General features: G+C 58.8%; 38 protein-coding genes. 13 read left to right on the forward strand and 25 right to left on the reverse strand.

Annotated elements, in window-relative coordinates; translation table 11 throughout:
* Positions 1 to 35 precede the first annotated feature (35 nt).
* The 23 genes from HU720_RS08190 to HU720_RS08300 form a co-directional block, all read right to left on the reverse strand.
* Positions 36 to 404: a DUF3168 domain-containing protein gene (locus HU720_RS08190; RefSeq protein ID WP_186518974.1), complete on the reverse strand. Its 369-nt coding sequence runs from the start codon at positions 402 to 404 to the stop codon at positions 36 to 38.
* Positions 404 to 877 (reverse strand): HK97-gp10 family putative phage morphogenesis protein, encoded by a 474-nt coding sequence (locus HU720_RS08195; RefSeq protein WP_186518976.1) that lies wholly within the window; start codon positions 875 to 877, stop codon positions 404 to 406. Before HU720_RS08195 ends, HU720_RS08190 begins: the two co-directional genes overlap by 1 nt.
* The gene (locus tag HU720_RS08200) at positions 870 to 1211 is read right to left on the reverse strand and encodes a phage head closure protein (protein WP_186518978.1); all 342 of its coding nucleotides are present in this window, start codon (positions 1209 to 1211) and stop codon (positions 870 to 872) included. Before HU720_RS08200 ends, HU720_RS08195 begins: the two co-directional genes overlap by 8 nt.
* A complete protein-coding gene (locus HU720_RS08205; RefSeq protein ID WP_186518980.1) occupies positions 1211 to 1687 on the reverse strand; it encodes a head-tail connector protein in 477 nt (158 codons plus the stop codon). The genes HU720_RS08200 and HU720_RS08205 overlap by 1 nt, the downstream gene beginning before the upstream one ends.
* A gap of 4 nt (positions 1688 to 1691) precedes the next feature.
* The gene (locus tag HU720_RS08210) at positions 1692 to 2216 is read right to left on the reverse strand and encodes a hypothetical protein (RefSeq protein ID WP_186518982.1); all 525 of its coding nucleotides are present in this window, start codon (positions 2214 to 2216) and stop codon (positions 1692 to 1694) included.
* A 48-nt stretch (positions 2217 to 2264) separates the two neighbouring features.
* The gene (locus tag HU720_RS08215) at positions 2265 to 3449 is read right to left on the reverse strand and encodes a phage major capsid protein (protein ID WP_186518984.1); all 1185 of its coding nucleotides are present in this window, start codon (positions 3447 to 3449) and stop codon (positions 2265 to 2267) included.
* 2 nt (positions 3450 to 3451) lie between these two features.
* Complete coding sequence (locus HU720_RS08220; protein ID WP_186518986.1) at positions 3452 to 4309, reverse strand: head maturation protease, ClpP-related; 858 nt, start codon at positions 4307 to 4309, stop codon at positions 3452 to 3454.
* A 3-nt stretch (positions 4310 to 4312) separates the two neighbouring features.
* Positions 4313 to 5623, reverse strand: coding sequence for a phage portal protein (locus HU720_RS08225; RefSeq protein WP_186518988.1), 1311 nt, complete (start codon positions 5621 to 5623; stop codon positions 4313 to 4315).
* Positions 5624 to 5773: 150 nt separating this feature from the next.
* On the reverse strand, positions 5774 to 7453 hold the full coding sequence (locus tag HU720_RS08230) for a terminase large subunit (RefSeq protein ID WP_186518990.1): 1680 nt from the start codon (positions 7451 to 7453) through the stop codon (positions 5774 to 5776).
* Between the two features lie 3 nt (positions 7454 to 7456).
* On the reverse strand, positions 7457 to 7957 hold the full coding sequence (locus tag HU720_RS08235; protein WP_186518992.1) for a terminase small subunit: 501 nt from the start codon (positions 7955 to 7957) through the stop codon (positions 7457 to 7459).
* A 177-nt stretch (positions 7958 to 8134) separates the two neighbouring features.
* Positions 8135 to 8470: an HNH endonuclease signature motif containing protein gene (locus HU720_RS08240; protein ID WP_186518994.1), complete on the reverse strand. Its 336-nt coding sequence runs from the start codon at positions 8468 to 8470 to the stop codon at positions 8135 to 8137.
* The gene (locus tag HU720_RS08245; RefSeq protein ID WP_186518996.1) at positions 8470 to 8658 is read right to left on the reverse strand and encodes a hypothetical protein; all 189 of its coding nucleotides are present in this window, start codon (positions 8656 to 8658) and stop codon (positions 8470 to 8472) included. The genes HU720_RS08240 and HU720_RS08245 overlap by 1 nt, the downstream gene beginning before the upstream one ends.
* 60 nt (positions 8659 to 8718) lie before the next feature.
* Entirely contained in the window at positions 8719 to 8937 is a 219-nt protein-coding gene (locus tag HU720_RS08250; RefSeq protein WP_186518998.1) for a hypothetical protein, read from the reverse strand.
* 2 nt (positions 8938 to 8939) lie between these two features.
* Positions 8940 to 9263: a phage holin, lambda family gene (locus tag HU720_RS08255; protein ID WP_186519000.1), complete on the reverse strand. Its 324-nt coding sequence runs from the start codon at positions 9261 to 9263 to the stop codon at positions 8940 to 8942.
* Between the two features lie 143 nt (positions 9264 to 9406).
* Positions 9407 to 9748: an antiterminator Q family protein gene (locus HU720_RS08260; RefSeq protein ID WP_186519002.1), complete on the reverse strand. Its 342-nt coding sequence runs from the start codon at positions 9746 to 9748 to the stop codon at positions 9407 to 9409.
* Positions 9749 to 9758: 10 nt separating this feature from the next.
* Complete coding sequence (locus HU720_RS08265) at positions 9759 to 10079, reverse strand: hypothetical protein (RefSeq protein WP_186519004.1); 321 nt, start codon at positions 10077 to 10079, stop codon at positions 9759 to 9761.
* On the reverse strand, positions 10076 to 11374 hold the full coding sequence (locus tag HU720_RS08270) for a site-specific integrase (RefSeq protein WP_186519006.1): 1299 nt from the start codon (positions 11372 to 11374) through the stop codon (positions 10076 to 10078). Before HU720_RS08270 ends, HU720_RS08265 begins: the two co-directional genes overlap by 4 nt.
* Positions 11371 to 11796 (reverse strand): VRR-NUC domain-containing protein, encoded by a 426-nt coding sequence (locus HU720_RS08275; protein ID WP_186519008.1) that lies wholly within the window; start codon positions 11794 to 11796, stop codon positions 11371 to 11373. Before HU720_RS08275 ends, HU720_RS08270 begins: the two co-directional genes overlap by 4 nt.
* Positions 11793 to 12089 (reverse strand): DUF1364 domain-containing protein, encoded by a 297-nt coding sequence (locus tag HU720_RS08280; RefSeq protein ID WP_186519010.1) that lies wholly within the window; start codon positions 12087 to 12089, stop codon positions 11793 to 11795. Before HU720_RS08280 ends, HU720_RS08275 begins: the two co-directional genes overlap by 4 nt.
* Entirely contained in the window at positions 12071 to 12283 is a 213-nt protein-coding gene (locus HU720_RS08285; RefSeq protein ID WP_186519012.1) for a hypothetical protein, read from the reverse strand. The genes HU720_RS08280 and HU720_RS08285 overlap by 19 nt, the downstream gene beginning before the upstream one ends.
* Complete coding sequence (locus tag HU720_RS08290; protein ID WP_238337659.1) at positions 12280 to 12606, reverse strand: hypothetical protein; 327 nt, start codon at positions 12604 to 12606, stop codon at positions 12280 to 12282. The genes HU720_RS08285 and HU720_RS08290 overlap by 4 nt, the downstream gene beginning before the upstream one ends.
* Positions 12603 to 13331: a DnaT-like ssDNA-binding domain-containing protein gene (locus HU720_RS08295; RefSeq protein ID WP_186519014.1), complete on the reverse strand. Its 729-nt coding sequence runs from the start codon at positions 13329 to 13331 to the stop codon at positions 12603 to 12605. Before HU720_RS08295 ends, HU720_RS08290 begins: the two co-directional genes overlap by 4 nt.
* A 221-nt stretch (positions 13332 to 13552) precedes the next feature.
* Positions 13553 to 13825: a hypothetical protein gene (locus tag HU720_RS08300; protein ID WP_186519016.1), complete on the reverse strand. Its 273-nt coding sequence runs from the start codon at positions 13823 to 13825 to the stop codon at positions 13553 to 13555.
* Between the two features lie 113 nt (positions 13826 to 13938).
* On the opposite strand from HU720_RS08300, the gene HU720_RS08305 reads away from it, so the two are divergent.
* The 4 genes from HU720_RS08305 (at position 13939) to HU720_RS08320 (ending at position 17321) form a co-directional block, all read left to right on the forward strand.
* Complete coding sequence (locus tag HU720_RS08305) at positions 13939 to 14763, forward strand: S24 family peptidase (RefSeq protein ID WP_186519104.1); 825 nt, start codon at positions 13939 to 13941, stop codon at positions 14761 to 14763.
* Between the two features lie 266 nt (positions 14764 to 15029).
* Positions 15030 to 16214 carry an XRE family transcriptional regulator gene (locus HU720_RS08310; protein WP_186519018.1) on the forward strand — a complete coding sequence of 395 codons (1185 nt, stop codon included), beginning with the start codon at positions 15030 to 15032 and terminating at the stop codon, positions 16212 to 16214.
* Complete coding sequence (locus tag HU720_RS08315; protein ID WP_186519020.1) at positions 16204 to 16719, forward strand: DUF4411 family protein; 516 nt, start codon at positions 16204 to 16206, stop codon at positions 16717 to 16719. The genes HU720_RS08310 and HU720_RS08315 overlap by 11 nt, the downstream gene beginning before the upstream one ends.
* A gap of 164 nt (positions 16720 to 16883) precedes the next feature.
* Positions 16884 to 17321 (forward strand): DUF2846 domain-containing protein, encoded by a 438-nt coding sequence (locus HU720_RS08320; protein ID WP_186519022.1) that lies wholly within the window; start codon positions 16884 to 16886, stop codon positions 17319 to 17321.
* 52 nt (positions 17322 to 17373) lie between these two features.
* Here HU720_RS08320 and HU720_RS08325 read toward each other — a convergent pair whose 3' ends face one another.
* Complete coding sequence (locus HU720_RS08325) at positions 17374 to 17697, reverse strand: DUF1654 domain-containing protein (protein WP_186519025.1); 324 nt, start codon at positions 17695 to 17697, stop codon at positions 17374 to 17376.
* A gap of 663 nt (positions 17698 to 18360) precedes the next feature.
* On the opposite strand from HU720_RS08325, the gene HU720_RS08330 reads away from it, so the two are divergent.
* The 8 genes from HU720_RS08330 (at position 18361) to yejK (ending at position 23212) form a co-directional block, all read left to right on the forward strand.
* Positions 18361 to 18687: a hypothetical protein gene (locus HU720_RS08330; protein WP_238337660.1), complete on the forward strand. Its 327-nt coding sequence runs from the start codon at positions 18361 to 18363 to the stop codon at positions 18685 to 18687.
* A 47-nt stretch (positions 18688 to 18734) separates the two neighbouring features.
* Positions 18735 to 19007 (forward strand): hypothetical protein, encoded by a 273-nt coding sequence (locus HU720_RS08335; protein ID WP_186519027.1) that lies wholly within the window; start codon positions 18735 to 18737, stop codon positions 19005 to 19007.
* 158 nt (positions 19008 to 19165) lie between these two features.
* Entirely contained in the window at positions 19166 to 20017 is an 852-nt protein-coding gene (locus tag HU720_RS08340) for a ParB N-terminal domain-containing protein (RefSeq protein ID WP_186519029.1), read from the forward strand.
* Positions 20018 to 20023: 6 nt separating this feature from the next.
* Positions 20024 to 20407: a helix-turn-helix transcriptional regulator gene (locus HU720_RS08345; protein ID WP_186519031.1), complete on the forward strand. Its 384-nt coding sequence runs from the start codon at positions 20024 to 20026 to the stop codon at positions 20405 to 20407.
* A gap of 19 nt (positions 20408 to 20426) precedes the next feature.
* Positions 20427 to 20696 carry a hypothetical protein gene (locus HU720_RS08350; protein WP_186519033.1) on the forward strand — a complete coding sequence of 90 codons (270 nt, stop codon included), beginning with the start codon at positions 20427 to 20429 and terminating at the stop codon, positions 20694 to 20696.
* Positions 20693 to 21220 carry a hypothetical protein gene (locus HU720_RS08355; protein WP_186519035.1) on the forward strand — a complete coding sequence of 176 codons (528 nt, stop codon included), beginning with the start codon at positions 20693 to 20695 and terminating at the stop codon, positions 21218 to 21220. Before HU720_RS08350 ends, HU720_RS08355 begins: the two co-directional genes overlap by 4 nt.
* An 81-nt stretch (positions 21221 to 21301) precedes the next feature.
* On the forward strand, positions 21302 to 21853 hold the full coding sequence (locus tag HU720_RS08360; protein ID WP_186519037.1) for a hypothetical protein: 552 nt from the start codon (positions 21302 to 21304) through the stop codon (positions 21851 to 21853).
* 348 nt (positions 21854 to 22201) lie between these two features.
* Positions 22202 to 23212 carry a nucleoid-associated protein YejK gene (gene yejK / locus HU720_RS08365; RefSeq protein WP_186519039.1) on the forward strand — a complete coding sequence of 337 codons (1011 nt, stop codon included), beginning with the start codon at positions 22202 to 22204 and terminating at the stop codon, positions 23210 to 23212.
* A gap of 107 nt (positions 23213 to 23319) precedes the next feature.
* Here the strand turns inward: yejK and HU720_RS08370 are convergent, their stop codons facing one another.
* Entirely contained in the window at positions 23320 to 24192 is an 873-nt protein-coding gene (locus tag HU720_RS08370) for a hypothetical protein (protein WP_186519041.1), read from the reverse strand.
* A 102-nt stretch (positions 24193 to 24294) separates the two neighbouring features.
* Between HU720_RS08370 and HU720_RS08375 the strand changes: the two genes are divergently transcribed.
* On the forward strand, positions 24295 to 25056 hold the full coding sequence (locus HU720_RS08375) for a hypothetical protein (RefSeq protein WP_186519043.1): 762 nt from the start codon (positions 24295 to 24297) through the stop codon (positions 25054 to 25056).
* Positions 25057 to 25062 lie beyond the last annotated feature (6 nt).

Genomic DNA, 25062 nt, shown 5'->3' on the forward strand with positions numbered 1-25062 from the left:
CAAAGAAAAGCCCGCACTGGGCGGGCTGGGTTGTTTTATCGGCGGACTATCCAATCCACATCAAAGCTTCGGTGGCAGTCCTTCGTCTTGGGGTCGCGATCGGTCGCACCCCAGCGCACGACATAGGCGATCGGCTCAATGGCGTCACACAGCGCTTTGGTCACTGCCTGCACCGGGTCGGCAGTGGCCGCGTACACGTCGAGTTGCAAGGTGAACCTGTCTGAGTCGGGTCGCCCCGCCAGGTAGTTCTCAGGGCTGCCGTTGATTACGCTCCAGACGACGTACGGCTTCACGGATTTTTCCGGCGCTTCGCCGAACGAGTAGAGTCGGCAGTCGACACCGGCGCCGATCAGCGCCGCTACACCGGGAGCAGCAGAGCAGACTGCGAAAATTGGCGCTTCCATCAAGACCCTCTCAATGCCGCGTCGACTTCTTGACCGAGCACTTGAATGAAGCGATCGGTTACCGCTGTGAAGTTGTTCGAAAATGCCGGCCGCATGAACGGCGCTGGCGGCGTGTGCTGGGTACCGAACTCGAGGTAGCGCCAGTGCCGGGTGTCGCCACCAGGATTGCCGCCTGCATCCTTGCTGTGCTGGTTCGAGCCAGCGCCGCCGCGAATACCCACTTTCATCACCACCCCGCCCTCACTGCGGCCCTGCCGACCTGATTCTTGGGTGACGATGTTCTTCCAGATCTTCTCGGCGGTTTCAGGATCGTCGATTGCCTTCGCGCGGGCCCTGGCATCGTCCCGGACGACGTTCATTGCCTGGCGGGCAGCCTTACGCAACCCCTTTCTACGCAGCTTTGGCGCTAGACCGAGCATCGTCTCGATGATTGGTTTCGCGCCCTGCAGACGTGCTGAGATCTCATCAGCCATCCTTCACCCCCTTCGAGACGAGAATCGTCAGATACTCCAGGCCGGACTTCGGATCTTCGAGAGGTGGGCCTTCGAAGCTGTACACCTCGCCGCGGTAGATCGCCCGCATGGTCGGGAGCACTCCGGCGCGGTACCGTATGACCATTCGCGCGGTGGCCTCGGATTGCGCGGCCTGAGCCGCAACCAGATCGCGAGCTGAAAGCGGCTCTACGCGAGCGGGGCACTTGGGCCAGCGCACAGTCCATTGCGGCTCGCCGAACGCACCGGTTTTCGGGTCTCGAGGAGTGGTCTTCTCCTCGATGTCGATACGATGCCGGAGCTTGCCGGCCTGCATCACACACCCATCCGGATGCGATGCGGCATCAGCAGGTGCTGAGACGCCAACGGAAGCTCGACCGCAGTCGCTCCGGTGACAACCTCCTCGCGATTGGCGAACAGATGGCCAAGCTTGAGCAGACAGGCGGCCTGGATCGAAGGGTTAATAACCATGCCATAGGCGATGGCGTCGGCCTGGTCGTAGGCGGCGGCCAGCGCCTTTCTGGCGTGCTCAAGCAGACGGCAGCGTATGGTGTGATCCTGCTCCGCGTCAGCAGCATCTACAGCCGCAGCGTTCGCTTCCTTGGCTTCCTGCATCATTTCCTGCACGCCAGCGCGAGCAGCATCGAGGGCAACCTGATCCAGGTAGAAGCGGCGGTTTAGAAAATTCATCGCCGCATCCTCCGCAGCACCAAGCTGTGCTTCGACTAGTGCCTGATCTTCTGGCTCTGCCAACAGGTGATGCATGGCCAGGTCGATTGCAATTACTGGCATGCCGTCACTCCTTCAGAGGATGTAGGGACGCCAGCTTTCGCTCCATCAGCTCTTCAGCATGGCGACGAGGAACCGAATAGGCCGGACCACCGCGACGACGCAACTCACCTTCATCCATGTAGGACCGCATCGGGTAAATCTGGAGCGCCACAGGATTGAGGTTGTCCAGCACCCGCTCCTCGACTACCGACTCATCGAGGCCATCCCCGGCAATGCCCTCCACTGGTTCGTCCCGGACGGATTCAGCAGGATCGCCCGCTACCACGGCAGAAGGATTGGAGGAGGCGACCAGACCCTCTGCCCCAACATTTGGCTCACGCCCCGCAATTTCCTGCTGCTGCGGAGCTAAGTTCGCTGCAAGGGCTGGAGCCGCTACGGAAGCGCCGTCCTCGCCAGTGCCCGGTGAAAGCGCGACCTCAGTCAGAAGCGGCAAAACACCACCCTCAGACTTGCCGGTGACGGGTTGAGAGGCTGAAGCAGCGTCTTGCACCTCAACCGCGGCCTCTGGTTTTTCCTGTTTACGTGCCATAGGAATACTCCAGTCAGGCGCCATTGCTGACGCCGTTGTGCGTGAAAGTTAAGGCGTGCCGGTCAGTTGGCCGGTGACGAAGGCCTCGTCGCGGTAGATGGCGAAGGCAAGGCGCTCCTCGGCGCGGATAGTCGCCATGTTGTTCTCGAAATCCTTGTCGTTCTCGGTGGAGATCAACACTTCAATTTCCATGCGATCGAAGATCTGCGCGCCGAGCTTGAACGCACCGACAAGGAAGTCGTCTTGAGTCATGGCCTGAGTGGAAACCACCGGGCGATTCCAGAGCTTTGCACTGGTTCCTTCCTGAGGCTGGCCAATGATGTAACGCCCCTCCCCGTCTTTGGTCAGCTCGATGGCCGCCCAGTCGATTGGGTTGAGGACGATACCGTCCGAGGGGAACTCCGCCAGTTCGGCTTGCAAGAGCGCCAGGCGCAGTCGGTCGATACGCTGCTCACCCACAACGGATACGCCAGCGGGCTGGGCGTACAGCTGGGCAACAGTCATGAGGCCCTGCAAATTCGCACCGGCGCCGTTGCCGTAAAGCAGTTGAGCTTCTTCTGCCATGTTCAGGCCATAGCGGGCACGCGCGTCGATGTAGCTCTGCAGTGCTTTGGCGTCATCAAGCATCTGGCGGCTCGCCTTGAACAGGTGAGCAATAGTGCGGACGTTCGCGGTCGCCAGGGCGAAGGTGATGTCGGAGTAAGGCTTGGCGGTTCCTTCCGCGACCGTACGCGCATTGTTGGTGTAGCCAGTCTCACGGATGTACTCGATGGAGTTCGACTCCGTCTCGCCAGGCGCGACCAGGTCGCGAATCGTCAATCGACGCTGTGGCGGCGCCACGACACCGGCCAGGCGCTGGGCAGGAACCAGATCACCGCCGGTAGCAGTGGTGATGGCGGCGCGCGGCACGGAAACGCGTCGCGAACCACGGAATGAGGCGCTCATGTCCTTCATTTCTTCGCTTTCGATCACCAGAGCGCCGACCGACTTTTGGGGCTCCTCTTGGTGATTGCGGTCGCGATTGGCGTTGACGAGCTTTTGCTCGGCTTCGCCCAGGCGAGCGTTGAGTTCACCTTGTTTGGTCAGCAGCTCGTCGACCTTGGCGCGGGTTTCGGTGTTCATATCACCGGACGCCTTGATCTGCTTCTCGACCGCCTCGGCCTGGCTTTTGATCTGGTCGCCAATGCCCTTGAGGCTGGCGTTGAGTTCCTTGACTTGGGCTTCGAAGTCCATGGTCATTGTCCTTTCAGAGAATTGAGTAGATTGGTTGCCGCGCTCAGAGAGGCGGAGAGGTCTGGCGCGACAGCGCGGGGCTTATCGGTCGAGGCAGCGTTATGCGTGCCCCCGCCGGCAGCGCGAGGCATACCGGACTTGAAACTGGCGAACAGTTCACGGCGCTCAGAACGAGGCATGCCGCCCTTGGCCAAGGCAACATCCATGGCCTTGAGCGCATTGGCCTGGGCTGCGTCTTCGGTCTCACGCTCGGTGACTTCGCTGGACGACAGCAGCCCGGTGGCTAGGCCAAGCTCCACGGCACGCTTGCCGCGAATGTAGGTTTCGTCGTCCATCAGCTCGGCCATGTCTTCAGCCGGCTGCCCGCTGGCCTCGGCGTAGAGGTCGGCCATGGCGGCATCGAACTCTTCCATGTCATCGGCGATGTCGCGAATGTAGTGACGATTGCCGGCGAGCCAGGTCCAGCAGTTGTGGATCATCAGGAAGGCACTGCTGGCCACCTCTCGTTTCTTGCCTGCAAGGAAGACGATCGAAGCAGCGCTGGCCGCCATGCCGAGCACCTTGGTGGTGACCTGGTGACTGTGCTCCTGAAGGCGGTGGTAAATGGCGATGCCTTCAAACATGTCGCCGCCTGGCGAGTTGATATAGACGGTGACATCGCGCTCACCGATAGCGCGCAGCGCTGCATCGATCCGCTTGAGCGTGACGCCCTCGCCGTACCAGTCTTCGCCGATCACGCCATACACCGTGATGGTGTCTGAGGTGTTCTCAACGGCCGCTTGGATGGCGGGGTTCCATTTATCGAGCGCGCGCGGGCTCATCTCGCTGCGCAGGCCGCGAGACTGAATTTTGTGTTTCATGGGTTACTCCGGTGAGGTGCTGTCCGGCTCTTGCAGCCAGTTCATCAGTGCGGCCCGAACGGCCTGCCCATCGTTTTGCTTGCCCAGCTGCTCCAGCGGCACCAGGTTGGACTGAACCGTGAGCACGTCCCCTCCAGGCATATGGGGCATGTTGTCTTTGCGCCGCCCTTCGTTGCGAGTGATGAAACCGTTCTGAGCCATGGTACTGAGGTACGCCGCGCGTCCGGTGCTGTCTGCCCTCAAGAACGCCTCAAGCGAGAATTCCGAATAGAAGTTGATGCGGTCTACCGCCGTCATGCACCACTTGTTTACGCACTGCTCGATCGGCGATGTGAAAGACATGATGCAGTAGGTGAGGAACGCGATCTGCTGCTGTTCCAGGCCGGTTCCCCAGTTGCTGCCCTTGTCCGTCTTCATCACCATCCAGGGCGGAACACCGAACCAACGGCAGATTTCCTCGACACTGTGTCCTCTGGACTCCAGCAACTGGGCGTCAGCAGGATTGATGCCGATCATCTCAGGCTTTACGCCTTGCTCGAGCACGGGGCTTTTCCCGGCGTTGAGCGCCCCTGAGATGGTCTTGACATACTCGCGGAACTCGACGCGCTGAGCAGGATTCAGCGTCTTATCCACCGAAAACGCCACCGTTGGCATCATGCCGTTACGGAAGGTGCTATTCGCCGCGTCGTCGGCTGACATCGCCGAACCGAACACATCCGCGCCGTAACGAATGGCGGAAAGCCCTACCCGGCCATCCAGCGTGAATGCCGGGATGTGCAGCATGTTCTGCCGAACAATCTCTCGACGTGCGCCCCTTCTGGGCCTGAAGAAGTACCTCAGCCGACCATCATCATCGAACTCAAGGTCGACTCTGGACGGCATCAAAAAGTCCAGCGCGATGACGCGGCCTGCGGATCGGTGGATTTCGCAGTAGGCGTTGCCCCAAAGCAACATCGAGGCAACGACTGCCTGCCAGAAATGGAAGGCGGCCATGTCTTCGTTCGGGCTGGTGTGCACCACGTCATAAAGCGGGAAATCCCGCGCACTCTCCCGGCTACCATCTGGCATCCGCCTGTAAATACTCAACGGCAGGCCAGCCACCGAGGTCGAGATGATGCGGACACATGCCCAAACCGTGGAAAGACGCATCGCCTTGTCCACGCTGACCGATTTTCCACTGCTGGACTGAGCACCAGAGAAGGCGCTCCAGAACCCGCCATCCGACAGCTTGATGGTCCGGCCCAGCAACTCTCCCACACTGGCTGACGGCTTGGTGGCTGCAGCGCCCAATGCCTGGGATAAGGTTTTAATCACTAGTCAGCCCTCGGCGAAGGAAGCCGGCGATGCAGAAGAAACTCACCGACCCTGCCAGCAAGGCCCAGCCTGTACCGGCCAGTACCCATACCCCGGAACATGCCAGGCAGAAAGCCACCAGAGCGCAAGCGATGTAAATATGAAGTGCGTTCATGCGATCAGTGGGTCCCGAATGCCAGCCATGAAGTTGTCCATTCCTCCGCGACCTTCAGGATTGAGGCTGATCAGAGAAACGGCGTTGAAAGTAGCCATAAGCGGGTCGATCTTGGCTGTGCCGGAGGCCTGCTTGGTGATCAAGAAAGCGTTGGCCGATGGCACGCCTTTGGCGTTACCACATGACCAGGCCATAAGCGGCTGCCCGCAATGAAGCAGCGCGCCTTCCGCAAGCTTGCGCTCAGTGGTCTTGATTGCGCCGGTGAGCTTCCAGCCCTGAGAAATGCCAACGACCTTGTCCTCCTCTACACCGGCATCAGCCAGCGCATCGAGAACAGAGCCAATTCCCGCCGGGTCGAGGCCGACCTTGTCCAGCAAGCCCGTCTCGTTGATGCGTTTGACGATGGCAGCGAATTGCTCAACGTCGTCGCCAATCCGCTTGACGATGGTCAAGTCACCAATCGCTTCAAGGTCTTTAAGGCGTGGTGCCTCGGACTTGCGTCGTTCAAGTACTGATGGGTGTGCCCAAGCATGGGCCCAGTGGAACCAGCGGCGGGTTCCGGATTCACGGCCAATGACTGCAAGGCCAAGCAAATCGTCCAAGCCGCCGCCGTCACCACCAACATCAATGACCTCGCAGCGCACCAGAATCTCATCGAGATTGAGCCAGGTGGCCGCCTGGGCTTCCCAGAACTCGGCGCCGACCCAGGCATCCGACATGAGCGCCAAACCGATCTCGATATTGAGGTGCTTGGCCAGGAATCCTCGTAACTCTGCTTCCCCGTCGATTTCCGCCTGCATGAACAAGCGTTCAAGCGTCGGCCGATCGACCGAGAATCCCATGTTGGGGTTCACCAAGTGGAAGTTCTCGGGCTTGCGGGCATCGCCGCTGTCGATCATCTCCTTGGGGAACTCGTAGATGACCGGCAAGAAGCGATTGTCGTTGATGCGCCCATCGCGCACGCCGCGGGCATAGCTGAGCTTTGACCTGAACACACCAGCAGGTGGCTCGTTCGACTGCGTGGTGAGCCAAATGACAAAGCCTTCGGGCCTGGACAGCAAGCCGCCAGTGGCCTCCCTTATCATGTCAGCTGCTTTCGGGTTCTTACCGAACAGCCACGCCTCGTCGATCAGCACGCCGACTGCTTTCTTGCCGCCGACCACGTCGCTGTCTGCCGCGACAACCTTCAGCGTGGCCCCCGTTTCTCGGTGGGTGATCAGCCGAAGGTGCGGCTGCACATGCAGCAGATCTTTCAGCTCCTCGTCTTTGCTGACCATGTCCTTGGCTGGAACGAAGGCGTTGTCGGCAATCTCTTTGGTCGGTGCCAGGATGATGAACTCGGCCGACAGTCGCCAGTTGCGCACCAAAGCTGTCAGCATGATCGCGGCAGCGATGGTCGATTTACTGTTCTTCTTTGGGATGCACAGCATGAACTCCCGAATGAGTCGCTCACCGGTTTCGCTGTTGTAGCTGCCAAATACGGCCCCTGCGAAAGCGAGCACCCATGGGGCACATGCGGTTTCGATGGTTGGGCTGCCTGGGGCGTCAACGATGCGAAGCCCCTTGAACACCTCAAGGCTTTCTTCGGCTTCCTGGGGGAATAGCGGCTCAGGGATGATGGATCCACTGGCAGCCAAGCGCCGCCACCAGTCTGGGCAGGCAGTGGTCCAAAGCATTTGTTACCCCTTGACGACAGTGAGGGGCGGCTTGCTCTGGGAGTATTTGCCCTTGCCCGCCTCTTTCGCGGCCTCCGCCTTCTGCTCTTTCTTGCCCGCCTCGGCCTTCTTCCCATGGATGTAGGGCACGGCGGTCTGTGCGGCGTTACGCCGGTCGAACACCTTGGCTCTGGGCTCGTTCATCAGTGCGAGCAACCAAACGAGCGGATCATCGGTCGATGGCAGGCAACTGAGAAACTCGCCGTCCGCCTCGCTGATCTCTGCGGCGTCTTCAGTGGCCTCCTCAGCCTTAACATTTCCTCGGCGTTTTTTAGGCCCAGGGTTAACACTGAGTTCTGCTCTTCTAGCCAGGATCGCGGATGCGATCTTCGGGTCATTTGCCCAGCGCGAACCTGCGGCAGCAGCGGTCGAAGGCTTGCTGCCCGCGGCTTCGGCCGCTTCCTTGTTGGACGCTCCTCGGGCCTTAGCGTCAACAAACTGTCGCTGTTTGTCTGTTAACACCATTAACAAAAACCTTGAGGGGGGAGAAAAATGTCTGCGTGGGGTCGGTGGTGGTCTAGAAGCGCGGAGACTTCAGACTTTCACACCCCCTACCCTTGAGGCACGCTGATAGCGTGCTACTAACTAATTTGAAGCACGCAGTTGACGTGCTTGAGGCGAGAACCAGCCAGCCGGCAGCTATCACGACGCGCCTACCGCCTCCTCCGCCTGCTTCACAGAGCTATGGCATGGTCCGCATAGCGACTGCCAGTTGCCCTCATCCCAGAACAGAGCCTGATCACCGCGGTGAGGGATGATGTGGTCGACCACGCTGGCCGCAGCAGTCTTACCAACCTTGGCGCAGTAGACGCAAAGCGGGTTGGCTCGCAGATGTCGGTCGCGCGCCTTCTGCCATCGATAGTCGTAGCCCCGCTGGGTGCTGGTCATCCCGCTCCGCCAGCTTCCTGGTGTCACAACCTTCAGCCGCAACCCTGCGCCTTCTTTGATGCGAGGACTGAGCGTCTTGAGTCGAGCCATCACCGGCCACCGAGGACGGGCGCACCGCTCAGGTAGGTCCGAGGGGCTGCGTCAGGCTCCAGGCCCTGGTCATCCGCCAGCGCCTCGATCAGCGCCAGGTTCTGGGTTGCGATCTGCTCGAGCAGGTCGGTCTGTTTCTGTTGCTGTTCCAGGATCTGCTGGAGCAAAGAGATTGCTTGCTCGCTCACGGGCCACCTTCATCCATTTGTTGATCCATTCGCGCCGGGCGGCGCACCCACTGCAAGCCATCACTCACCATCCAGTCGGACATGAGTGCCATCGCAGTTGAACTCAACCACCAGTCGGGTCACCTGATTGGGCTCCTGGATCAGCTGGACCTTGGTCTGCCCAGCTAGAACCTCGCCGCTAAATGCGTCATGCAGGCAAACATGGATCCCGTTGCGCTTGACCACCAAGGGCCGCGAGGACACCAGGTAGCTCAGCCGGGATTGGTTTTCTTTCTTCATGGTCAGCCCTGTGCCTTGCGCGACAAAAACAGGTCGGAGTAGCCGCGCAGCTTCTCCACACCCATGAAGCCGACAGCGCCGCCGGCGAAGGTGGCCATGCCCTGCGGCAAGCCCATCCATTCAAGCAGCGGCACCAGGGCCAGAGTGATGAGACCGCAGAGCGCTCCCTCCAAGATCATCTGTCGACGCGTACCGCCGCCGTACACCACCCGCAGAGCAGCGATAGCAACCGACAAGCCAGCGGCATACAGCTGAGGCTGATGAGCGAGCACCCAGGCGAGCACAGCGGCCCAGAGGCCAGGATCCTTCTCGGGCATGTTTGCCATCTCGATTCCTCCCGTTCCGGGGAGCACAAACGAAAAAGCCCCGGCAAATGCCGAGGCTCAATGATGGTTTCCGGTGATGGCGAGTTTGCTCCCGCGCACCTACCGCAAAGTAACACGAAATATACGAGTGAGGACCGGGGATGTCAAGCGGCCTCACGCCGAACGTCCAGTGCACCATCAACCCATGCGACGCCAGCCTTCCACAACTGGCGGGTCTTCTCCTCGCCGAACCCCAGCTTCTTACCCACATCACGCAGAGAGGTATCCCGCGAGGTGTAGTACTTCATGATCACGGCCCCGCATTCGGCATAGCGCTGCAGCAGCCGGCCGACCAATCGATCAACAAACAGCGCCTCGTCGTCTGTGATTATCGGATCAAGAACCGCGTTCTCGCGCGATGCGCAGCACGAAACGCCCGATCCCAGAACTACCCACCTACCCCAATGTTCCAGCAGTTCTTCGGCACTTCTTTCCAAATGGCTCATGTCCTTCCCCTCAATCCCCGGTGTAGTTGGTGCCGCCAGCGCCGCGCTGGTTGCTTCCCTGATATCCCGCCTCAGGCCCGCCGGCATGAGGTCTTTTCAGTTGCTCGATCTGCCCGAGGGCGGCTCGCAAGTTCATGCCGAGCTGAGCCACCAACTCCCCCAACGGCATGGCCTGATTGGTCCAGCGATCAATCCAGCCGGAGGCGCTGCAGGCATCACAGGACAGCTCGTGAAATACACCTTGAACTACCCCACGGCCTTGGCACGTCGGGCACTCAGCGAGCTTGATCATGTGTTTCTTGAAGGACGGCCCATGGCTCTTCCCTGTCATTTCGAATCCTCGCTAGTAACAAATTCGGTAAGGTCGTTCGAAGCCACGCCATTAGCGGGCTGCGCGCGATTGTGTGAAATTTCGGATAAGGCCTCTGTAAGGCCGTGGATCGCACCAAAGCCGATGCCGTCGAGCCAGGCGTGCCACTTTTCCAGGGCCGCTCTGCGCTGCTGCATCGCTTGGGTGTGGATGTAGGTGCTGGCGATCTTGCCCAGCGAGTGGTTGAGCAGCATCTCGCCGATGTGCCCGTCGATACCGAGGTCGGTCCAGGTGCTGCGGGATACCTTGCGCAGATCGTGGCTGGTCCAGGCGCCCTGCCCCAATCGGGTGAATACCTTGCTGGCCTGCGCTTCGCTCAGTGGTAACCCGCGACGACTCGGGAACAGGTAGGCACCTTCGTAGCCCTGACCCTGCTGAATCGCTCGGTAGCGCACCAGCAGCGCCTTGAGCTGGTCGGTCAGCGGCAGGCGATGCTCGGTGCGGGTCTTGGCGTTCGCTGCCGGGATGAACCACTCGGCGCCGGCCAGCGAGATATCGGCCCACCGCGCCATGCGGGTCTCGCCGATCCGGGTGCCATGAGCCAACATCATCAGGGCCAGCATCCCGTCGCTCGGGGTCTCCGCGAAGGCCTTGGCCAGCTGCTGCATCAGGTCGGGCAGTTGCACACCACGCAGGCGCGCTGCCTTGGGCAGAATCTTGGCCTTGGTGAAGTCGTTGAAGCGCATCCCGGCCATGGGATTGCGGTCGATCAGGCCCAGCTGCAGGGCCTGGCGGAAAGCGGTCAGCAGCAGCGCGAACATCTGCCGCAGGTACGACAGCGACACCTCGGCCTGGCACGGCCACATCAGGTGCTTGTCCAGGGCGTCGGCCGTCACGTCGGCAACGGCCAGTTCATCCAGCCGCGGCTTGAGGTGCTGGGCGAAAGCCGAGCGGGCGCCGGCCTTGCGCTTGGCCGATAGCGAGCGGTCTCGCGCCATCCGGTCGCCGTACCAGTCGAGCAGCTGGCCCACGGAGACCATGCCGGACACCACGGGTGCTGTCGCCGGACTACGCAGCAGCCGCTGACGCAGCGCAGGAAGCTCAGCCAGCACAGCCGATACGCCCAGCTCCGGCCAGCGTGCGACCGGTACCCATTTCTTGCCGCGCACCAGGTGCCAGGTGGCGCGCTCGCGGTTGCTCCAGAAACGCAGGTACAGGCCAGGGTGGCGCGGGTCGCGCAGATCCCGCACGGACTTGTCGGCGGCCTGCCGGCGGACCTCGGCCTCGCTGAACTTCACCTCCCGCGTAGCGCTCATGCAGCCACCGTCGCTGGCAGCATCAGATAGGCCCGCAACTGCTCCATGGCGTCGAAGTGTCCCCGGCACACGATGGCCAGATAGCCCTGCTCGTTCAGGCGTCGCAGGCAGTCGCGCTGGCTGACCGAGACGGGCGCCGGCTCTACCGTTGCCTTGAATTCGATGTACAGCCCGAAGTAGCCGCCGCGCGCCATCGGCAGCACCAAGTCGGGAATGCCGGCCTTGACGCCCTGGGCCTTGAGCTTGGCGGCAACGGCTTTGACCCGGTGCCCGCCGTTCGGGACGTGGTAGATCAGTTCGTGCACATCGGGATGCTTCAGGCGGATTTCGGTCATCAGCGCGGCCTGCTCCTGGCCTTCGCGATCGACGGGCTTGGCGCGTGGCGCGCGCGGCTTAACTGAGCGAATACCGAGCGGCTTCATGCGACCAGCACCCCTTCGTTGAGCAGTGCGGTCTGGGTGCGCATCACGCCCTCGGCGTGGTACTGGCGGGCGGTGTCGCGGTCGATGACTCGGCTGCGGCCATCGCAAGCATCGTGGCAGGCGCTGCAGCACCAGGCACCTTGCATGTCGTGCGGTTTCTTACCGACACCGCATGTGCCAGCCAGGCGGTAATGCGCCAGCACGGTGGTTTCCGGGTTGCCGTTGCACACATCAGGAATGCGCACTTGGCACTCCCGACCGCGCGCGGCCTTGGTCAGCTTCGATTGCCGCATGGGCTGTCTTCTCCGTGAAGATCGATAACGGTGTAGGCGCTCGGCCACATGAGTTGGCCATGGGCGATGGCCGAAGCCTCATCCCGGTAAAGCGCGACGGGTGGGTGCTCCGCAACTGCGAGGCCGAACAGATCGCCACGGCAGTACAGGGCCCAGCGGTACTCGACGAAGTCGGGCGCTGGAAGCTTGATCATTGGCCTGCCATCCGGGCGCGGAGGGAGGCCAGGGCGGCGCGGCCAACTTCTGGCGTGCTTCGGGCGGCAGCCTCGGCCGGGAGTGCCAGCGGCATCTTTTGCAGCGGCTCGCCTGCCATCAGCCGGCGGACAGCGATGGTGTAGTTCCGCTCGAACAATTTGCTGCTCAGGTTCTCGTCGAGCTTGTTCAGGCTTTCGAAGCCGCACTCCTTCGCCGCATGCCATACCGCGTCATGGCTCCACTTGCCCTTTCCTGCCATGGCGGGATGCCCGGCCTGCACCTTGGCCCACAAACCGTGCGTCACAACGGCAACTGGATTCATCGCGCAACTCCCGTGTCGTTCCACGACGTGTCGCTATCATCCAGCGGCGAACCACCCGCGCCAGCACGCAACGGAACCACCTTTGCGGCATTTGCGAGATCGCGTTTTCTCCAGGCGATCAGATCCGCAATCCACTGGCTCTCGGTCTTAGCCAAGCCCTTGGCGTCGTGATGAACGACGAAGCCCGCAATGGCGCCTATCGAGAGCTCCGAGAGAGGAACCCCGGATCGCATGGCATATGCCTGGAGCTGTACCGGATCAGGGGTCCAATCCAAGTGCATCGCGAACGGCTCGCGCGAAGAGTGTGTATTACTTCCCTTCCCTTCCCTTCCGGGGGTGAGGCCTCGATCATGGCTAGGCGAGCCTTCGTCGATGCATCGGCGATCACTCGGCGATGGCTCCACGAATTCAGGGTGCTTGTAAGTCGGGCGATCGATCTTCTGGTGGTGCCAGCCGTTGACGTGCAGATACTGCTTCGACGCAGACTCGTAGAGTGCGATCAGGCGGTTCTCCACCAGTTCGGCGAGCAAAGCCTCGACCGCCAGTGCAGTGATGTCGTCACCAGGGAAAACGAGCGCCTTAATGGTCTTTGGAGACATCGGGTGGTTGCCTGCGTCGTCGCAGAAGTTCCAGATGCCGATGAAGAGGAGTCGAGCCATCGCCGAGCACTCCATGACTTGCTCGCTCGTCCAGAACTCGGGCTTGATGGTGCGGATTCGAGCCATTACAGGCGCCCTCCCTGACGGAAATCCTGACGCGCCAGTTTTAGCGAGAAACCGGAAACTGACGCCGAGTGCGCGGTGTTGCCTGCATCGACTTGGCGGTGCATAATCGACCTCGTTATGTTGTTGAAGAAGCCGCCCTGCCAGGCGGTTTTTTTTCGTCTGCGATTCAGGTACTGGATGGATCAGCAGGTGTTTCAGTCATCTACTGGCGCAAGGCCAGGTCACGCAGAATTCACTACAGCGATTTCTTCGAACGCTAGGTAAGAACCCTTGAGCGCTTTGCGGGCGAATGGAATTAGATCGGGGCGCAGCCCAGCGATGGTGATCTCGCCACCCGAAGCGTCCTGCAGTCGCTCTGCCAACACGGCAGAGGCTTTTCGATGACCGCCTGCGAGCTGCCAGAGATGGCCGACCGTCGTTTTCGCCGCAGCCGCAACTTCACGCCGGTGTTCGTTGGTGGCATTGGCCAACCATTCACGAAGGTGAACATTCATGTGGGTTCTCCTTACACATGACGCGAAATTTAGCTCACGGCTAACTTATGAGCAAGATTAATTTAGCTTTAAGCACATTTAGCAGCAGGCTAAACACTGGCATTCTTCGCGCCATGGATATCTACGAGATTCGCAAGCACAATCTGGTCAATCTGATAGGCAGCCAGAGAAAGGGATCCTGCGCAGAGCGCTGGGGGATGGCGCCTGCGCACCTGAGCCAGATCCTTTCGGACAAGACAGCTAAGAACTTGGGGGATGACGTAGCCCGGAGAATCGAGGAAATTGAGGGGCTTCCTCGGGGCTGGTTCGACTCTATCCACCCGGGAGAGGCTCCGATCCAGGAGAGCGAGCCCACTGAAAGCAAGCTTTCAGCTACCGACCTGGTTAAGCAGATGCTTGCTAAAAGCGGTAAAGGCATTCCTGAAGAAACTCGCTTACGACTTCTTAGCGCCGCGCAGGAGCCGGAAGCATCAAACCTGCTTGGGGCGGACTTCATCCGCAAGGGCCAGGTTGGCGACGAGGTATGGATTGCCCACTACGACGTGCGAGCAGCAATGGGCGGCGGTCAGATTCCGCATGAGTACCCTGAAATGCTTCAGGACATCCGGGTCAGTCCAAAGCATTTGCGCGAGATGGGCGTGACATTCAAAGAGCACTTCCATCTCAAGATGATCACTGGCTGGGGGCAGTCAATGGCCCCGACGATCAAGGATCGCGACCCTCTGCTGGTTGACGTCACGATTCGGGAATTCACCGGGGATGGCATCTACCTCTTCTCCCACGATGAGATGCTCTACGTGAAGCGTCTGCAGAAGAAAGGCAAGGATCGCTTCAAGATGATCTCGGACAATAAGCATCATGACCCTGAGGAGATCCGCGTGGAGGATACTCACATCCTGGCTCGGGTTCTGTACGTTTGGAATGGCCAGCCAGTGTAATCCCTGATCCTGACCACCAACGAAGGCCTATGACGCGATATGCTGGTCTTGCCTCCGACCTGGATGGTCAACGCTCGACCTGCTGCGCACAGTAGCTCGACTGGTCAAGGCCCGAATCGAGCTTTGAGCCCAGCGCCCGCGAAGGTCGGGGCACAGCGCAGTCAATAAGAGTTGCGATGGACGGTAGAGAAGCTCAGTATCTTGGAAAACCCGCTACTGTGATAATGGATGATACGCAGATGAAGACGGAGCTGAAGCGGTGATGTATGCCGGGAATTAACCCAGAAGTGCTTGTGTGGGCACGAGAGACTGCCGGCCTTAGCAGAGAAAAGGCCGCCAAGGCGCTAGCTATTGGCGGCACCAAGGTTTCTGGGGCTGAAATGCTCCGGCGCTATGAAGAAGGCGAAAAAGAAGCTTCCCGACCACTCATCGTGAAGATGGCTGGCGTGTATCGTCGCCCACTTCTGGTTTTTTATCTTCCATCCCCACCAGCTAAAGCTGAGCGCGGAGAGGATTTTCGTACTCTTCCGGAGGAGCTACGAATCGAGAGCAAAGGGCCTCTCGATGCGCTAGTGCGTGATATCTATGTGAGACAAGATCTCGTAAAAAACGTCCTGCAAGATGTCGAGGAGGCCTTCCCTCGCGATTATGTAAGTAGCGTTAGCATGGATTTAGAGCCTGTCGTCGCCTCTGAACATCTTGGCAAGCTGATCGGGTTTGACATAAATGAATTTCGGCGCTACGGGAAATCTGAAGAGGCTTTCGCATATCTCCGGAAGCTGATCGAAGACATGGGGACATTTGTTCTCCTCATGGGTAATCTAGGAAGCCATCACACAAATATTCCTGTCGAAGCTTTTAGAGGCTTCGCACTTTCTGACAAGATTGCTCCATTCATAGTTATTAACGATCAAGATGCACCGCCAGCCAGATCCTTCACACTTCTGCATGAGTTCGCGCACATATTGATCGGCGCTACCGGGTTGAGCGGAAGTAGCACTGAACAGAAAATAGAGCGCTACTGCAACGATATAGCCAGCCTATTGCTACTCCCAGCCACTGACTTGAGCAAGCAGAACTGGCGAATAGGAAACATTGACTCATTAATTCAAGAAATCTCTGGATTTGCACAAAACATAAACGTTAGTAGCTCCTTGGTTGCTTATAGACTTTTGACATCCGGAGTGATCGATCAGGAAACGTGGACCACCCTTTCCCAGAAATTCAGAGAGTTATGGGCTGCCCAAAAAGCAGCTGCGAAAGAAGGCCGTGACGGCTCTAGCGGACCAAGCTATTACGTGGTTCGACGACACAAGCTGGGCGGGGCTATTGTAAATCTGGTTCAGCGAACCATGCGCGAAGGCGCATTAACAGCAACGAAAGCCGGAAGAGTACTGGGCGTAAAGCCCGCCAATGTCTATAATTTGGTTGGCACATATAATGGCGCTTGACAGGAAGCTTTACCTGCTGGATGCAAACACGCTAATCACCTCGAATGGTGTGTATTACCCTCAGACAATGGTGCCTGAACTTTGGTCTTGGCTCCTACACCAGAGCCAAAATGGGCGTATAAAAATGCCCATTGAAATTTATGAAGAAATTCTTGCCGGCAAAGAAGACATCTTAACTGCATGGCTGAAAAAGCCAGAAATTAAAGACAGTCTAGTGCTTCAGGAAGGCGCCGATCCCGCGAGCGTTGCTCATGTTACATTCAATGGCTACGCCGTTGATTTGAACGAGAATGAACTGGCCTACATTGGGCGAGATCCCTTCTTAATTTCCTACGCACTTTCTAGCCCCGCAGACAGATGCGTAGTCTCTTTAGAGACCTCTAAGCCTTCAGCGCAACGGCAAAATAAAAAAGTTCCGGACGTATGCAAAGCGCTAGGTGCACAGTGTTGCGATGTATTCAGCATGATGCGAGCGCTTGACTTCAAAACTGGTTGGGACAGGTAATTCAGGTTCGTCAGCGCTAAATGCCGCAGAGTGCCAAACCTACCGCTTCAAATCCGCGCAAGCCCGCCTCGGCGGGCTTTTTCATGCCTCCGTGATGGGACGCATAGGTGATGTTCAGGGCATTTTGATATCATCGTCATCCACCCACCGAATGGATTCTACTGATGCGCTCTCTCGCTGCAACCGCCCTGCTCTGCCTGTCACTTGTCGGCTGTGCATCTGTCCCCATGGCCAACACCCAGGATGACCGTGACGCCAAGCGCTTTTCACCTGGCCCGGATATGTCTGCCATCTACATCTATCGAAATGAGTTCGTCGGCGCCGCCATCAAGATGCCGGTTGTGCTCGATGGTCGACAGCTTGGGAAAACAGTCGCCCACAGCTACCTGTACAAGGAAGTCCCTCCGGGCAAGCACATCATCACCGCCGACGGCGAGAACACCGACCTTCTGAAGATTGAGACTCGTGCCGGCCAAACCATTTTCATCCATCAGGAAGTGAAGATGGGGTTCGCAGTTGCCCGCAGCGGTATGAGGGTCGTGGATGCTGCCGAGGGCAAGGCAGGCGTGCTTGAGTGCAAGCTGATCGAGTCGCAGTACTAAAATCGTTAAGCCATCATGAGGCCCGCCATATGGCGGGCTTTTTTAATGGCCGTCAGAAAGGCGCCTCCTCCTCAACCTCCACCTCACTGTCCTCCTCCAGGATGAAGTCGTCGCGATCTTGAGCGGCACTCTGCTCCCACCGGACCGTAACGCTATTGTCGTCATTGAACGTCAGATCAAGCTCCGGCATTTCTACTAACAACCCCATCACCTCCTCCCATTCAGCCTCGCCGTCAGTGTCGAGACGATGGATCGTCACCCAGCGCTGCGTCTGCGCAAGAGGATGATTGATCATCGACGAGACCCGCAGGCTCAGGCGTTCTAGCCCGGTGATTTCCTGACGCTTTTTTGGTGCACCCTGATTTTGCTTGGACATAGCTCCCTCTAAAATTACTGTATATGCGTACAGTTATTTAGAATCATAGCGCAATGCTAAATCGCAGGTAAAGAGCGGAACCCGGAAAGCCTCAACGGTAGCTGTTTATCGTGCAGCGAAAATAATTTAGCTCAAAGCTATTGACCAAACTTTAGCGCAAGGCTAAATTTTACCTCGACAGCCGCAATCTACGGACTGCCGAAGCCGACACAGGCAACCGCTCTTTACACAACCAGACGTGACCCAACGACGTACCGGCAATCCCGGTGGTGAGAAAGCTAAATCGTCGTCCATGCAGCCTCTGGATAGCTGCCGTGCCTCCCCATGTAGGCACGCGAAACCACGCACACAAACTGGCAATGCATCGAACACGAAATGTGCGGCGCCGGTGAGAGATGACTCGTACCGATGCGTGGTGGAGAACAAACACCCACAGGAGGAACCAGCCCTTGAAGTAGCAAGCCCAGCCGGAACACGGACCGGCACCCCACGACGAACTGCCCCACACAAAGGGCCACAGAGCTGCAGTTGGCAGTCGTGTAGCGAACACCTGACCCCATGACCGCCCCGCCGAGGCCGATCGACGCGAGGTGATAGGGAAGCTCAAGGCCAACCGTATTGAGAGCAAGGCCGTCGGCGGCTGAGCTCGAGCGATCACCGCTGATGCAATACCCCGGCCTGTCGCCAGTAGCGAGGCTGGGATTTCACCAGATGCCATTCCATGAGCGGCATCTGGGAAATCAACCGGAGGAATCCAGGATGTTCAACATGGCAACCATGGCGGCTGATGAATGCCGCGAAGACGCAAAAGAACGCGCCTATTACCGCTGGACCGACAAGGCATCCAAATTGCTCGGTCGCCGAGTCGCTTTGGGCTCGCAGGAAGAAAGCGACCTGCATGACTTCTACGCCGATGGCTGCACGCCCGACGAGGCTGTGACTGAGCTGCTGGCACAGGCGGAGCTGGCTCGCGCTGCCTGGTTTCACTAGCTGGCCTTGGCGACAGGGCCAGACGGGAAATCAACCGAGGAACCAGCATGCAGATCAACCAACAGAAAACGGTTCAGGTCGACGTGACCGAGCTTCGCCTTCACATCAAAGTGCGCGACGGCTTTACCGCAGGATTGCAGGACGCGCAGGGCGACGAGGTGGGTAGCTACGAGGGGTACGTGCCCGACTTCTTCCCCGGTGATCACTACGGCGACTACTTGATGCTGAACATCGACTTGGAAACCGGCCAGATCAAAAACTGGAAGAAGCCGGTCGCAGCCGACATCGAGAAGATGCTGACTCAAGGCGATGACGACTGAACAACCAGCGCCACGTCAGCCTGACGTTAACTGCCCGATACACCTGGTACTCCCCAGCACCAGGCTGCATCGGTCGTGACGTTCGCCCTCCCCTTGGTCCGGGAGGTCTACGGCAGCGAGCGTCACGACCAATGCAGCCCCAACGGAAGTGAATTGCGATGACCAAGTCATTCAAGCAAATGATCAAGGATGGCGATGTGCGCCGCGCAGACGCCATGCGAGTGAAGTTGGAAGACCTCTACGAGGAACCCGGCTTTAACTTGCGCATTGAGGGTGATGCCCTCGAAGCAAGCATTGAGCTTTTGGCGGAGTTCATTGCGAACGGCGGCCAGATCCCACCGCTCGAAGTGCGACCTCGGCCTGCGGGCGGCGTTTGGATTGTAGATGGGCACCGCCGACGCCGCGCAATGCTCAAGCTGGACAAAGCCGGTCGCCTGCCCAGGACGCCGAACAGGGACAACCCAGAAGTGCTTGAAGCTTGGGTGCCAGTCGTCGCTTTCGAAGGCAGCGATGCTGACCGCGTTGCTCGGATCATCTCAAGCCAGGAGAACGAAAAGCTCTCCCCGCTTGAGCTGGCAGAGGGCTACAAGCGGTTGCGGGCCTTCGGTTGGATGCCCGAACAGATCGCGAAGAAGGTCGGCAAGACGCGGCAGCACGTCGAGCAGGTGCTCACCGTAGGTAACGCCAACACCGACGTGCAGAACCTGGTCGCAGCTGGCCATGTATCCGCCACGACCGCCGCACAGGTGGTCCGCGAACACGGCGATGGCGCCGGAAAGGTGCTGGGCGCCGAGCTGGAGAAAGCCCAGGCCAGCGGCAAGAAGAAGGTAACGGCGGGCACGATGAAAGGCCCGACGATCCCTAAGCCACGACTCGAAGCCGTGCACACCGCCTCTCGCAATTTGATTGCATCGCTCGGTGCAGTCGACGAAGACAGCAGATCCCTCACCTTACCCACCGCGCTTGTCCTTGAGCTGCGCAAAGCCTTGGACGGCGCCCTACCGAGATAGCTGATCATGGGAACGATCACTCGCGGCAAATGGATGGGCCATCTCGGGATGCTTTTGGCTCCGCGTGAGCTGGAAGCACTGCTTTGGGTTGCCCAAGATCTCACAACCAAAGAAATCGCGCGTCTCATGCAAGTATCGCCAGGCACTGTCGCAAACGGCATCGAGCGAGCGATTTTCAAGCTTAGAGCCAAGCGTCGAATGGACGCCGTGATGAAGGCCTGGGATAAAAAAATAATAAGCCCGCTATGCATCGCCCTCGCCGGGCTGATCGCCATGCATTCCGCCATCAGCGACAGCGACCCGATGCGCCGAGATCGCCGCGCGCCAGAACGCCGTGAAGCGGTGTTCCGCATAGCCCGCAAAGCCGAATCCTTCGACCACTACGCCTGACACCCAAGAGGAGCACACCATGCACCCACGCCTTCAAGAACGCGCGGCCGTTTTGGCTGATATGCGTGCTCGTACCTTCATGGCTACCACCGAGTTCTACGAGAAGATCGGGCGCCCTGCTCCACCGCAAGGGCCTCGCTTCCAAGCAGTCGCCAAAGGCAAAGCTTGGCATGTCATCGAGATTTCCACAGGCCTGACCAAGGGCTTCTGCTTCAGTCATCGCGCCGCAATGCGCTTCGTGGATGCGATGGAAGCTGGAGTGGCCAGCAAGCGAGGCGCACTGCAATGACCGGCGCACCCACTCACGACCCGCGCGAGGCGGTGCTGGCCCAGCTCAATGCGAGCATCGACAACTTCTTCGGCAGTGGTGGCAGCGTCCAGGAGCTGCGAGGCTTTGAGCCGGTACCACGCCGCCCTCATCACGCTTCCGATCTGGCTGCAGGTGATCATTCAATTACTGAGCGCCTACGTGCTGAGCGCGAGCAGCTCCAGCGGGCCAAGGAAGCGGCCAAGACGATGACCCTTGGTGAGGCCGTCCGCGAGCTGGGCATCGGCAGGACAGAGCTCCACCGCATGTCGAAGGCCCACGGTTTCCTGTTTAGATCGAACAACAAAGAGCGCCAGCAGCGCGAGATTGCTCGCCAGGCGAGAGCCGCTGAAAAGGCGCGGATTGTCGACCTGGTGCGGGCCAACAGCGGCAAAGGCTTGAGCCGCCACTTCGTTGCTGGCCGTCTTGGCATCAGCGACGGATACCTCAAAAAGATCATCGAGGAGAACGGCCTCGACTTTCCGCTATACGGGGATCGACCTTGAAACGCATTACCGCGCGCGTCCGGCATGGCCGGCGCCAGCAACACATCAATCTGCCGCCCAGCGGCTTGGGAGGTATTGGCCATGGCAATGGATCAGTCGGAGCGCGACAAGCGTCGGCGCGAGAAGGCAGCCAAGGTTAAGGAAGAGGATCTGCGCCTAAAGGTTCGACCAGGAACCAAACAGGCCCTGCTGGAGCTTATGGAGTGGGCTGGGATCGAGGAACAGGGCGAGGCGATGACACTGATGATTCATCACATCGAAGCGCTCGGGCATCACGCGCTGTTCCGGATCGCGCGCCACGAAATCGAGGGTCACCGATCTGTGGCGCGGACTGAGCCGCTACGGCTATCAGCCAGGAAGCGAACCGGCCAGCACCTACGGGCAATATGCGGTTGGGCTGACGCCACATACAGCCAGATGATCGAGGCACTGATCCACGGCATTCACGCCCTGGGCAGGGTGCACGCGTCGAAGTTTCTCACCCCGCCGCGACATCAGATCAGCATCTCGCCGCGCATGGCCCTGGCCTTCGACCGGAAGAGCATGATGATGATTCAGCAGGATCCGGGGGACGAGGTGATCCAACCTAAGGCAATGAGGGGTCTGGCTGATATGGCCCAAGAACTTTGTTGATGTTCGGCCAGACTAGGTAGGCCTTCCAGTTCTCATTGTCGTTTGAGCAGTAAACCAGGAATTCGCTACTGCTATCCCTGCTGACTCTGTATCTCATGATGCCGCAGCCCTTTACCTTGGCTTGAGCCAGCGACGAGGAGATTGCGGTGTTGTATTCCCAGTTCCAATCGCCTGGATACTTGTCCTCTACAGATTCAGCTTGAGTTCCAAACGGAAGCAGCAGCGCTGCCAATACCAGAAACCTCTTCAATCCAGCACCTCCATGGCCCGGCCTATGCCGGTCACCCGTAATACCCCATCCCAAACCAAATTGCCACCATGCCGCCAGGCGGCCACGGAGGATCACCCATGCCAATTCGCCACGCAGTGATGCACTTCATCGACAAGAAGCCGGACGGCAGCCCCGCAGTGCTGCACAAGGCCAATGCAACGCTTGCGCCCACCGAAGCCATCGACAACCTGCTGCTCGACCTCAACGACGCCTACAACGCGAAACAGGGCAAGGCCTGGGGCTTCTTCCACGACGAGTCCGGTGCCTACCCGTTCAGCGGCTGGCTCCGCTCGTTCGTAGACGGCAAAACCGACTTCGTGGAATTCACCCGCGAGTCAGTCGAGCACCTGACCAAGCTGATGGAAGAGTCGAACCTCACCGCCGGTGGCCACGTCCTGTTTGCCCACTACCAGCAAGGCATGACCGATTACTTGGCCATCGCCCTGCTGCAGCACTGCGACAGCGTATCGGTGAGCGCGGACCTGGAAGTGAAGCCATCCCGCCATCTGGACCTGTCCCAGTTGAACCTGGCCGCTCGCATCAACCTCTCGGAATGGCGCAACAACACCGCGTCAAAGCAGTACGTGTCGTTCATCAAGGGCAAGGGTGGCCGCAAGATCTCGGACTACTTCCGGGATTTCATCGGCTGCCAGGAAGGCGTCGACGGCCCCGGCGAAACCCGGACGCTGCTCAAGGCGTTCAGCGACTACGTTGAGCGTGAGGATCTGCCGGAAGAGGTGGCGCGCGAGAAGACTGCGGCCCTGGTCGACTACGCCACCGCACAGACGAAGCTGGGCGAGCCGGTCACCCTGCAAGAGCTGTCAGAGCTGCTCGACGAGGATCGCCCGCTGAACTTCGCAGAGTTCATCCAAGGCGCTGACTACGGGCTGTTGAACGAGATTCCGGCCGACAAGCGCACCATCAACCAGTTCCGGCGGTTCACCGGGCGCGCTGAAGGGCTATCGATCAGCTTCGAGGCGCATCTGCTGGGCAACAAGATTGAATTCGACCAGGAGGCCGGCACGCTGATGATCAAGGGCGTGCCGACTCAGCTCATCACTCAACTCAAGCGCACCGCATCTGCTTAGTGTTCGAATCCGCATCGAAACACAATTTGGGGCGGCCGATGCCTGGAGAGTTTTGGCGCGCAGCATTGCTCTCCATGGATGCCTTGAGGCTGCTTATTCTCGTAGGCTTAACGGTCGATGAATGGAAAAAGGCGCTCATCGCCCTTTAGAAGTTCTGACTCAACCATGTCGCACTGCAATTGATAGACATTAAATACCGCGCGAACAGCTTTAGCGTATGAAGTATCGACGTAGGGCGAAACATAAACACTCTCAATCAACTCGCCTAACGAAATTTCGATCTGATGCGGCTTTGCGTCAAAAGAATCGATCGCTTCATAAGATATATTCGATACAAAAAACGCTCTTATTTCATGTTCGTGAGCATACTGAACTCGTTTGAGCAGTGGGGAGATGAGCCCGTTCACGACGCAGTCTTTGGCGCTCAGGGTTGAGTCAGCGTAATCAAGGTACTTGACCTTCCCTATAAAAATTTTCTTTGGCCAAGAAATTTCTTGCGCCGCCTCTAAAGCCGACTTTAACCTACCGACTGTAGAGCGTATAGCTATTCCCTTGCTTGACTCCCCATACAGCTTCCACATCGCTTCAGACTCGCCCGCGCTACCGCACCAGCAGCTCACAAGGGTGCTACCTGTTGTTTTGGCGAAGATATCCATGAAAAGCGAAGGCTGTGCCTCAACCTTATCTTTCATAGACTGCAGTGATTCTAGAAATTTTGGGTTGTCATGCTGGGATGGGACAAACTGTTCCCAGTACGAGATCTGAGCTCTGGCTCTATCGTTAAAACTTTTTGAAATCGAATATAACGCCTCCATTGCGACTCTAGGCGGGTATCCTTCAAACGGATCGCTTTTCTTATAAAAAGAAAGCGGGGTAAAAAACAACCCAGAATCCGCTAGCAAGTTAATAAACTTGTCTATCCCCATGTATCGCCAAATCACGGTATCTTCTGATAAGCCACCGACAACCTCTACTTCCATTCTTCATCGCCTCACGCTGGCTCCCTACATCGCTCGAAACAAATACCCTACTTCAACGAAAAGCGCCACCCCTGAAAGGGAAGAACACCCATGGAGATAGCCATGAACGACGAACAACGCCACCAGGAATGGATCGCTAAGCGCAAAGCCGAAGAAGCGAAGCGCAGAGAACGCGCAGCCGAGTGCCTGAAGGACCACGAATACACCGTGCTGGCTGATACCGATCAGCTGAAAGCCTGGCGGTGTAAAGCGCCACGCACCACCTGCTACGCCTTCGACATTCTGATCACCCGCTTCGGCATCGCCACTGTCGGTGACATCGACGGTCTGACCTTCAGCGTAGGGCTCTCCTACGGCATCGAGTTCTTGGCCGGGGATGACATCGGCTACTACATCCATTCGAAGCTCGAAGAGCATTGCCGCGAGCGTGAGTTCGACGAGGAAGCCTTCCGCGCTGCGCTCGTGACTGGGGTCTGCAGCCAGATCTGCGATAACGCCCATGACGACGATCAGCACGCCGCCCTGCCACAGTGGATGCGGAATGACGGCGGTGTCGGTGAAGCAGGACGGTGGGATGAATTGCGCAACCTGGTCAAAGCGCAGCTCGCCGCAATCGAGTATGGCGAAGATGGCCGCGACTTCTGGGATTCCCTGAATGATCGCCTGTACGAGGCCGATCACATCGGATGCGTCGAAGAGGCCCGTCCGTTCATGAGCGAACACCACGAAGTGCTGGGCTTAGGCTGCGACTATTGGGAGATCACCATCGACAAGCCACGGAACAGCCTGATCAATCGGCTGTATCTGATCAACCATGCCGCCAAGGCGATCGTCGCTCAGCAGGCCGAAGCCCAGGCTGCCTGATCAAGG

It is taken from the genome of Pseudomonas sp. SWRI51, assembly GCF_014268825.1.
Taxonomy (GTDB): Bacteria; Pseudomonadota; Gammaproteobacteria; order Pseudomonadales; family Pseudomonadaceae; genus Aquipseudomonas; species Aquipseudomonas farsensis.

Coding starts and splice junctions, on each gene's coding strand:
- HU720_RS08325 (WP_186519025.1), bottom strand. CDS start 17,697: ATGTCCAAGCAAAATCAGGGTGCACCAAAAAAGCGTCAGGAAATCACC.
- HU720_RS08350 (WP_186519033.1), top strand. CDS start 20,427: ATGCACCCACGCCTTCAAGAACGCGCGGCCGTTTTGGCTGATATGCGT.
- HU720_RS08280 (WP_186519010.1), bottom strand. CDS start 12,089: ATGCGGCAATCGAAGCTGACCAAGGCCGCGCGCGGTCGGGAGTGCCAA.
- HU720_RS08335 (WP_186519027.1), top strand. CDS start 18,735: ATGCAGATCAACCAACAGAAAACGGTTCAGGTCGACGTGACCGAGCTT.
- yejK (WP_186519039.1), top strand. CDS start 22,202: ATGCCAATTCGCCACGCAGTGATGCACTTCATCGACAAGAAGCCGGAC.
- HU720_RS08205 (WP_186518980.1), bottom strand. CDS start 1,687: ATGCCAGTAATTGCAATCGACCTGGCCATGCATCACCTGTTGGCAGAG.
- HU720_RS08305 (WP_186519104.1), top strand. CDS start 13,939: ATGGATATCTACGAGATTCGCAAGCACAATCTGGTCAATCTGATAGGC.
- HU720_RS08340 (WP_186519029.1), top strand. CDS start 19,166: ATGACCAAGTCATTCAAGCAAATGATCAAGGATGGCGATGTGCGCCGC.
- HU720_RS08260 (WP_186519002.1), bottom strand. CDS start 9,748: ATGAGCCATTTGGAAAGAAGTGCCGAAGAACTGCTGGAACATTGGGGT.
- HU720_RS08200 (WP_186518978.1), bottom strand. CDS start 1,211: ATGCAGGCCGGCAAGCTCCGGCATCGTATCGACATCGAGGAGAAGACC.
- HU720_RS08370 (WP_186519041.1), bottom strand. CDS start 24,192: ATGGAAGTAGAGGTTGTCGGTGGCTTATCAGAAGATACCGTGATTTGG.
- HU720_RS08195 (WP_186518976.1), bottom strand. CDS start 877: ATGGCTGATGAGATCTCAGCACGTCTGCAGGGCGCGAAACCAATCATC.
- HU720_RS08210 (WP_186518982.1), bottom strand. CDS start 2,216: ATGGCACGTAAACAGGAAAAACCAGAGGCCGCGGTTGAGGTGCAAGAC.
- HU720_RS08295 (WP_186519014.1), bottom strand. CDS start 13,331: ATGGCTCGAATCCGCACCATCAAGCCCGAGTTCTGGACGAGCGAGCAA.
- HU720_RS08355 (WP_186519035.1), top strand. CDS start 20,693: ATGACCGGCGCACCCACTCACGACCCGCGCGAGGCGGTGCTGGCCCAG.
- HU720_RS08220 (WP_186518986.1), bottom strand. CDS start 4,309: ATGAAACACAAAATTCAGTCTCGCGGCCTGCGCAGCGAGATGAGCCCG.
- HU720_RS08345 (WP_186519031.1), top strand. CDS start 20,024: ATGGGAACGATCACTCGCGGCAAATGGATGGGCCATCTCGGGATGCTT.
- HU720_RS08190 (WP_186518974.1), bottom strand. CDS start 404: ATGGAAGCGCCAATTTTCGCAGTCTGCTCTGCTGCTCCCGGTGTAGCG.
- HU720_RS08375 (WP_186519043.1), top strand. CDS start 24,295: ATGAACGACGAACAACGCCACCAGGAATGGATCGCTAAGCGCAAAGCC.
- HU720_RS08330 (WP_238337660.1), top strand. CDS start 18,361: ATGCAATACCCCGGCCTGTCGCCAGTAGCGAGGCTGGGATTTCACCAG.
- HU720_RS08275 (WP_186519008.1), bottom strand. CDS start 11,796: ATGAAGCCGCTCGGTATTCGCTCAGTTAAGCCGCGCGCGCCACGCGCC.
- HU720_RS08255 (WP_186519000.1), bottom strand. CDS start 9,263: ATGGCAAACATGCCCGAGAAGGATCCTGGCCTCTGGGCCGCTGTGCTC.
- HU720_RS08265 (WP_186519004.1), bottom strand. CDS start 10,079: ATGACAGGGAAGAGCCATGGGCCGTCCTTCAAGAAACACATGATCAAG.
- HU720_RS08300 (WP_186519016.1), bottom strand. CDS start 13,825: ATGAATGTTCACCTTCGTGAATGGTTGGCCAATGCCACCAACGAACAC.
- HU720_RS08290 (WP_238337659.1), bottom strand. CDS start 12,606: ATGAATCCAGTTGCCGTTGTGACGCACGGTTTGTGGGCCAAGGTGCAG.
- HU720_RS08285 (WP_186519012.1), bottom strand. CDS start 12,283: ATGATCAAGCTTCCAGCGCCCGACTTCGTCGAGTACCGCTGGGCCCTG.
- HU720_RS08215 (WP_186518984.1), bottom strand. CDS start 3,449: ATGGACTTCGAAGCCCAAGTCAAGGAACTCAACGCCAGCCTCAAGGGC.
- HU720_RS08230 (WP_186518990.1), bottom strand. CDS start 7,453: ATGCTTTGGACCACTGCCTGCCCAGACTGGTGGCGGCGCTTGGCTGCC.
- HU720_RS08250 (WP_186518998.1), bottom strand. CDS start 8,937: ATGAAGAAAGAAAACCAATCCCGGCTGAGCTACCTGGTGTCCTCGCGG.
- HU720_RS08270 (WP_186519006.1), bottom strand. CDS start 11,374: ATGAGCGCTACGCGGGAGGTGAAGTTCAGCGAGGCCGAGGTCCGCCGG.
- HU720_RS08320 (WP_186519022.1), top strand. CDS start 16,884: ATGCGCTCTCTCGCTGCAACCGCCCTGCTCTGCCTGTCACTTGTCGGC.
- HU720_RS08315 (WP_186519020.1), top strand. CDS start 16,204: ATGGCGCTTGACAGGAAGCTTTACCTGCTGGATGCAAACACGCTAATC.
- HU720_RS08235 (WP_186518992.1), bottom strand. CDS start 7,957: ATGGTGTTAACAGACAAACAGCGACAGTTTGTTGACGCTAAGGCCCGA.
- HU720_RS08360 (WP_186519037.1), top strand. CDS start 21,302: ATGGCAATGGATCAGTCGGAGCGCGACAAGCGTCGGCGCGAGAAGGCA.
- HU720_RS08240 (WP_186518994.1), bottom strand. CDS start 8,470: ATGGCTCGACTCAAGACGCTCAGTCCTCGCATCAAAGAAGGCGCAGGG.
- HU720_RS08310 (WP_186519018.1), top strand. CDS start 15,030: ATGCCGGGAATTAACCCAGAAGTGCTTGTGTGGGCACGAGAGACTGCC.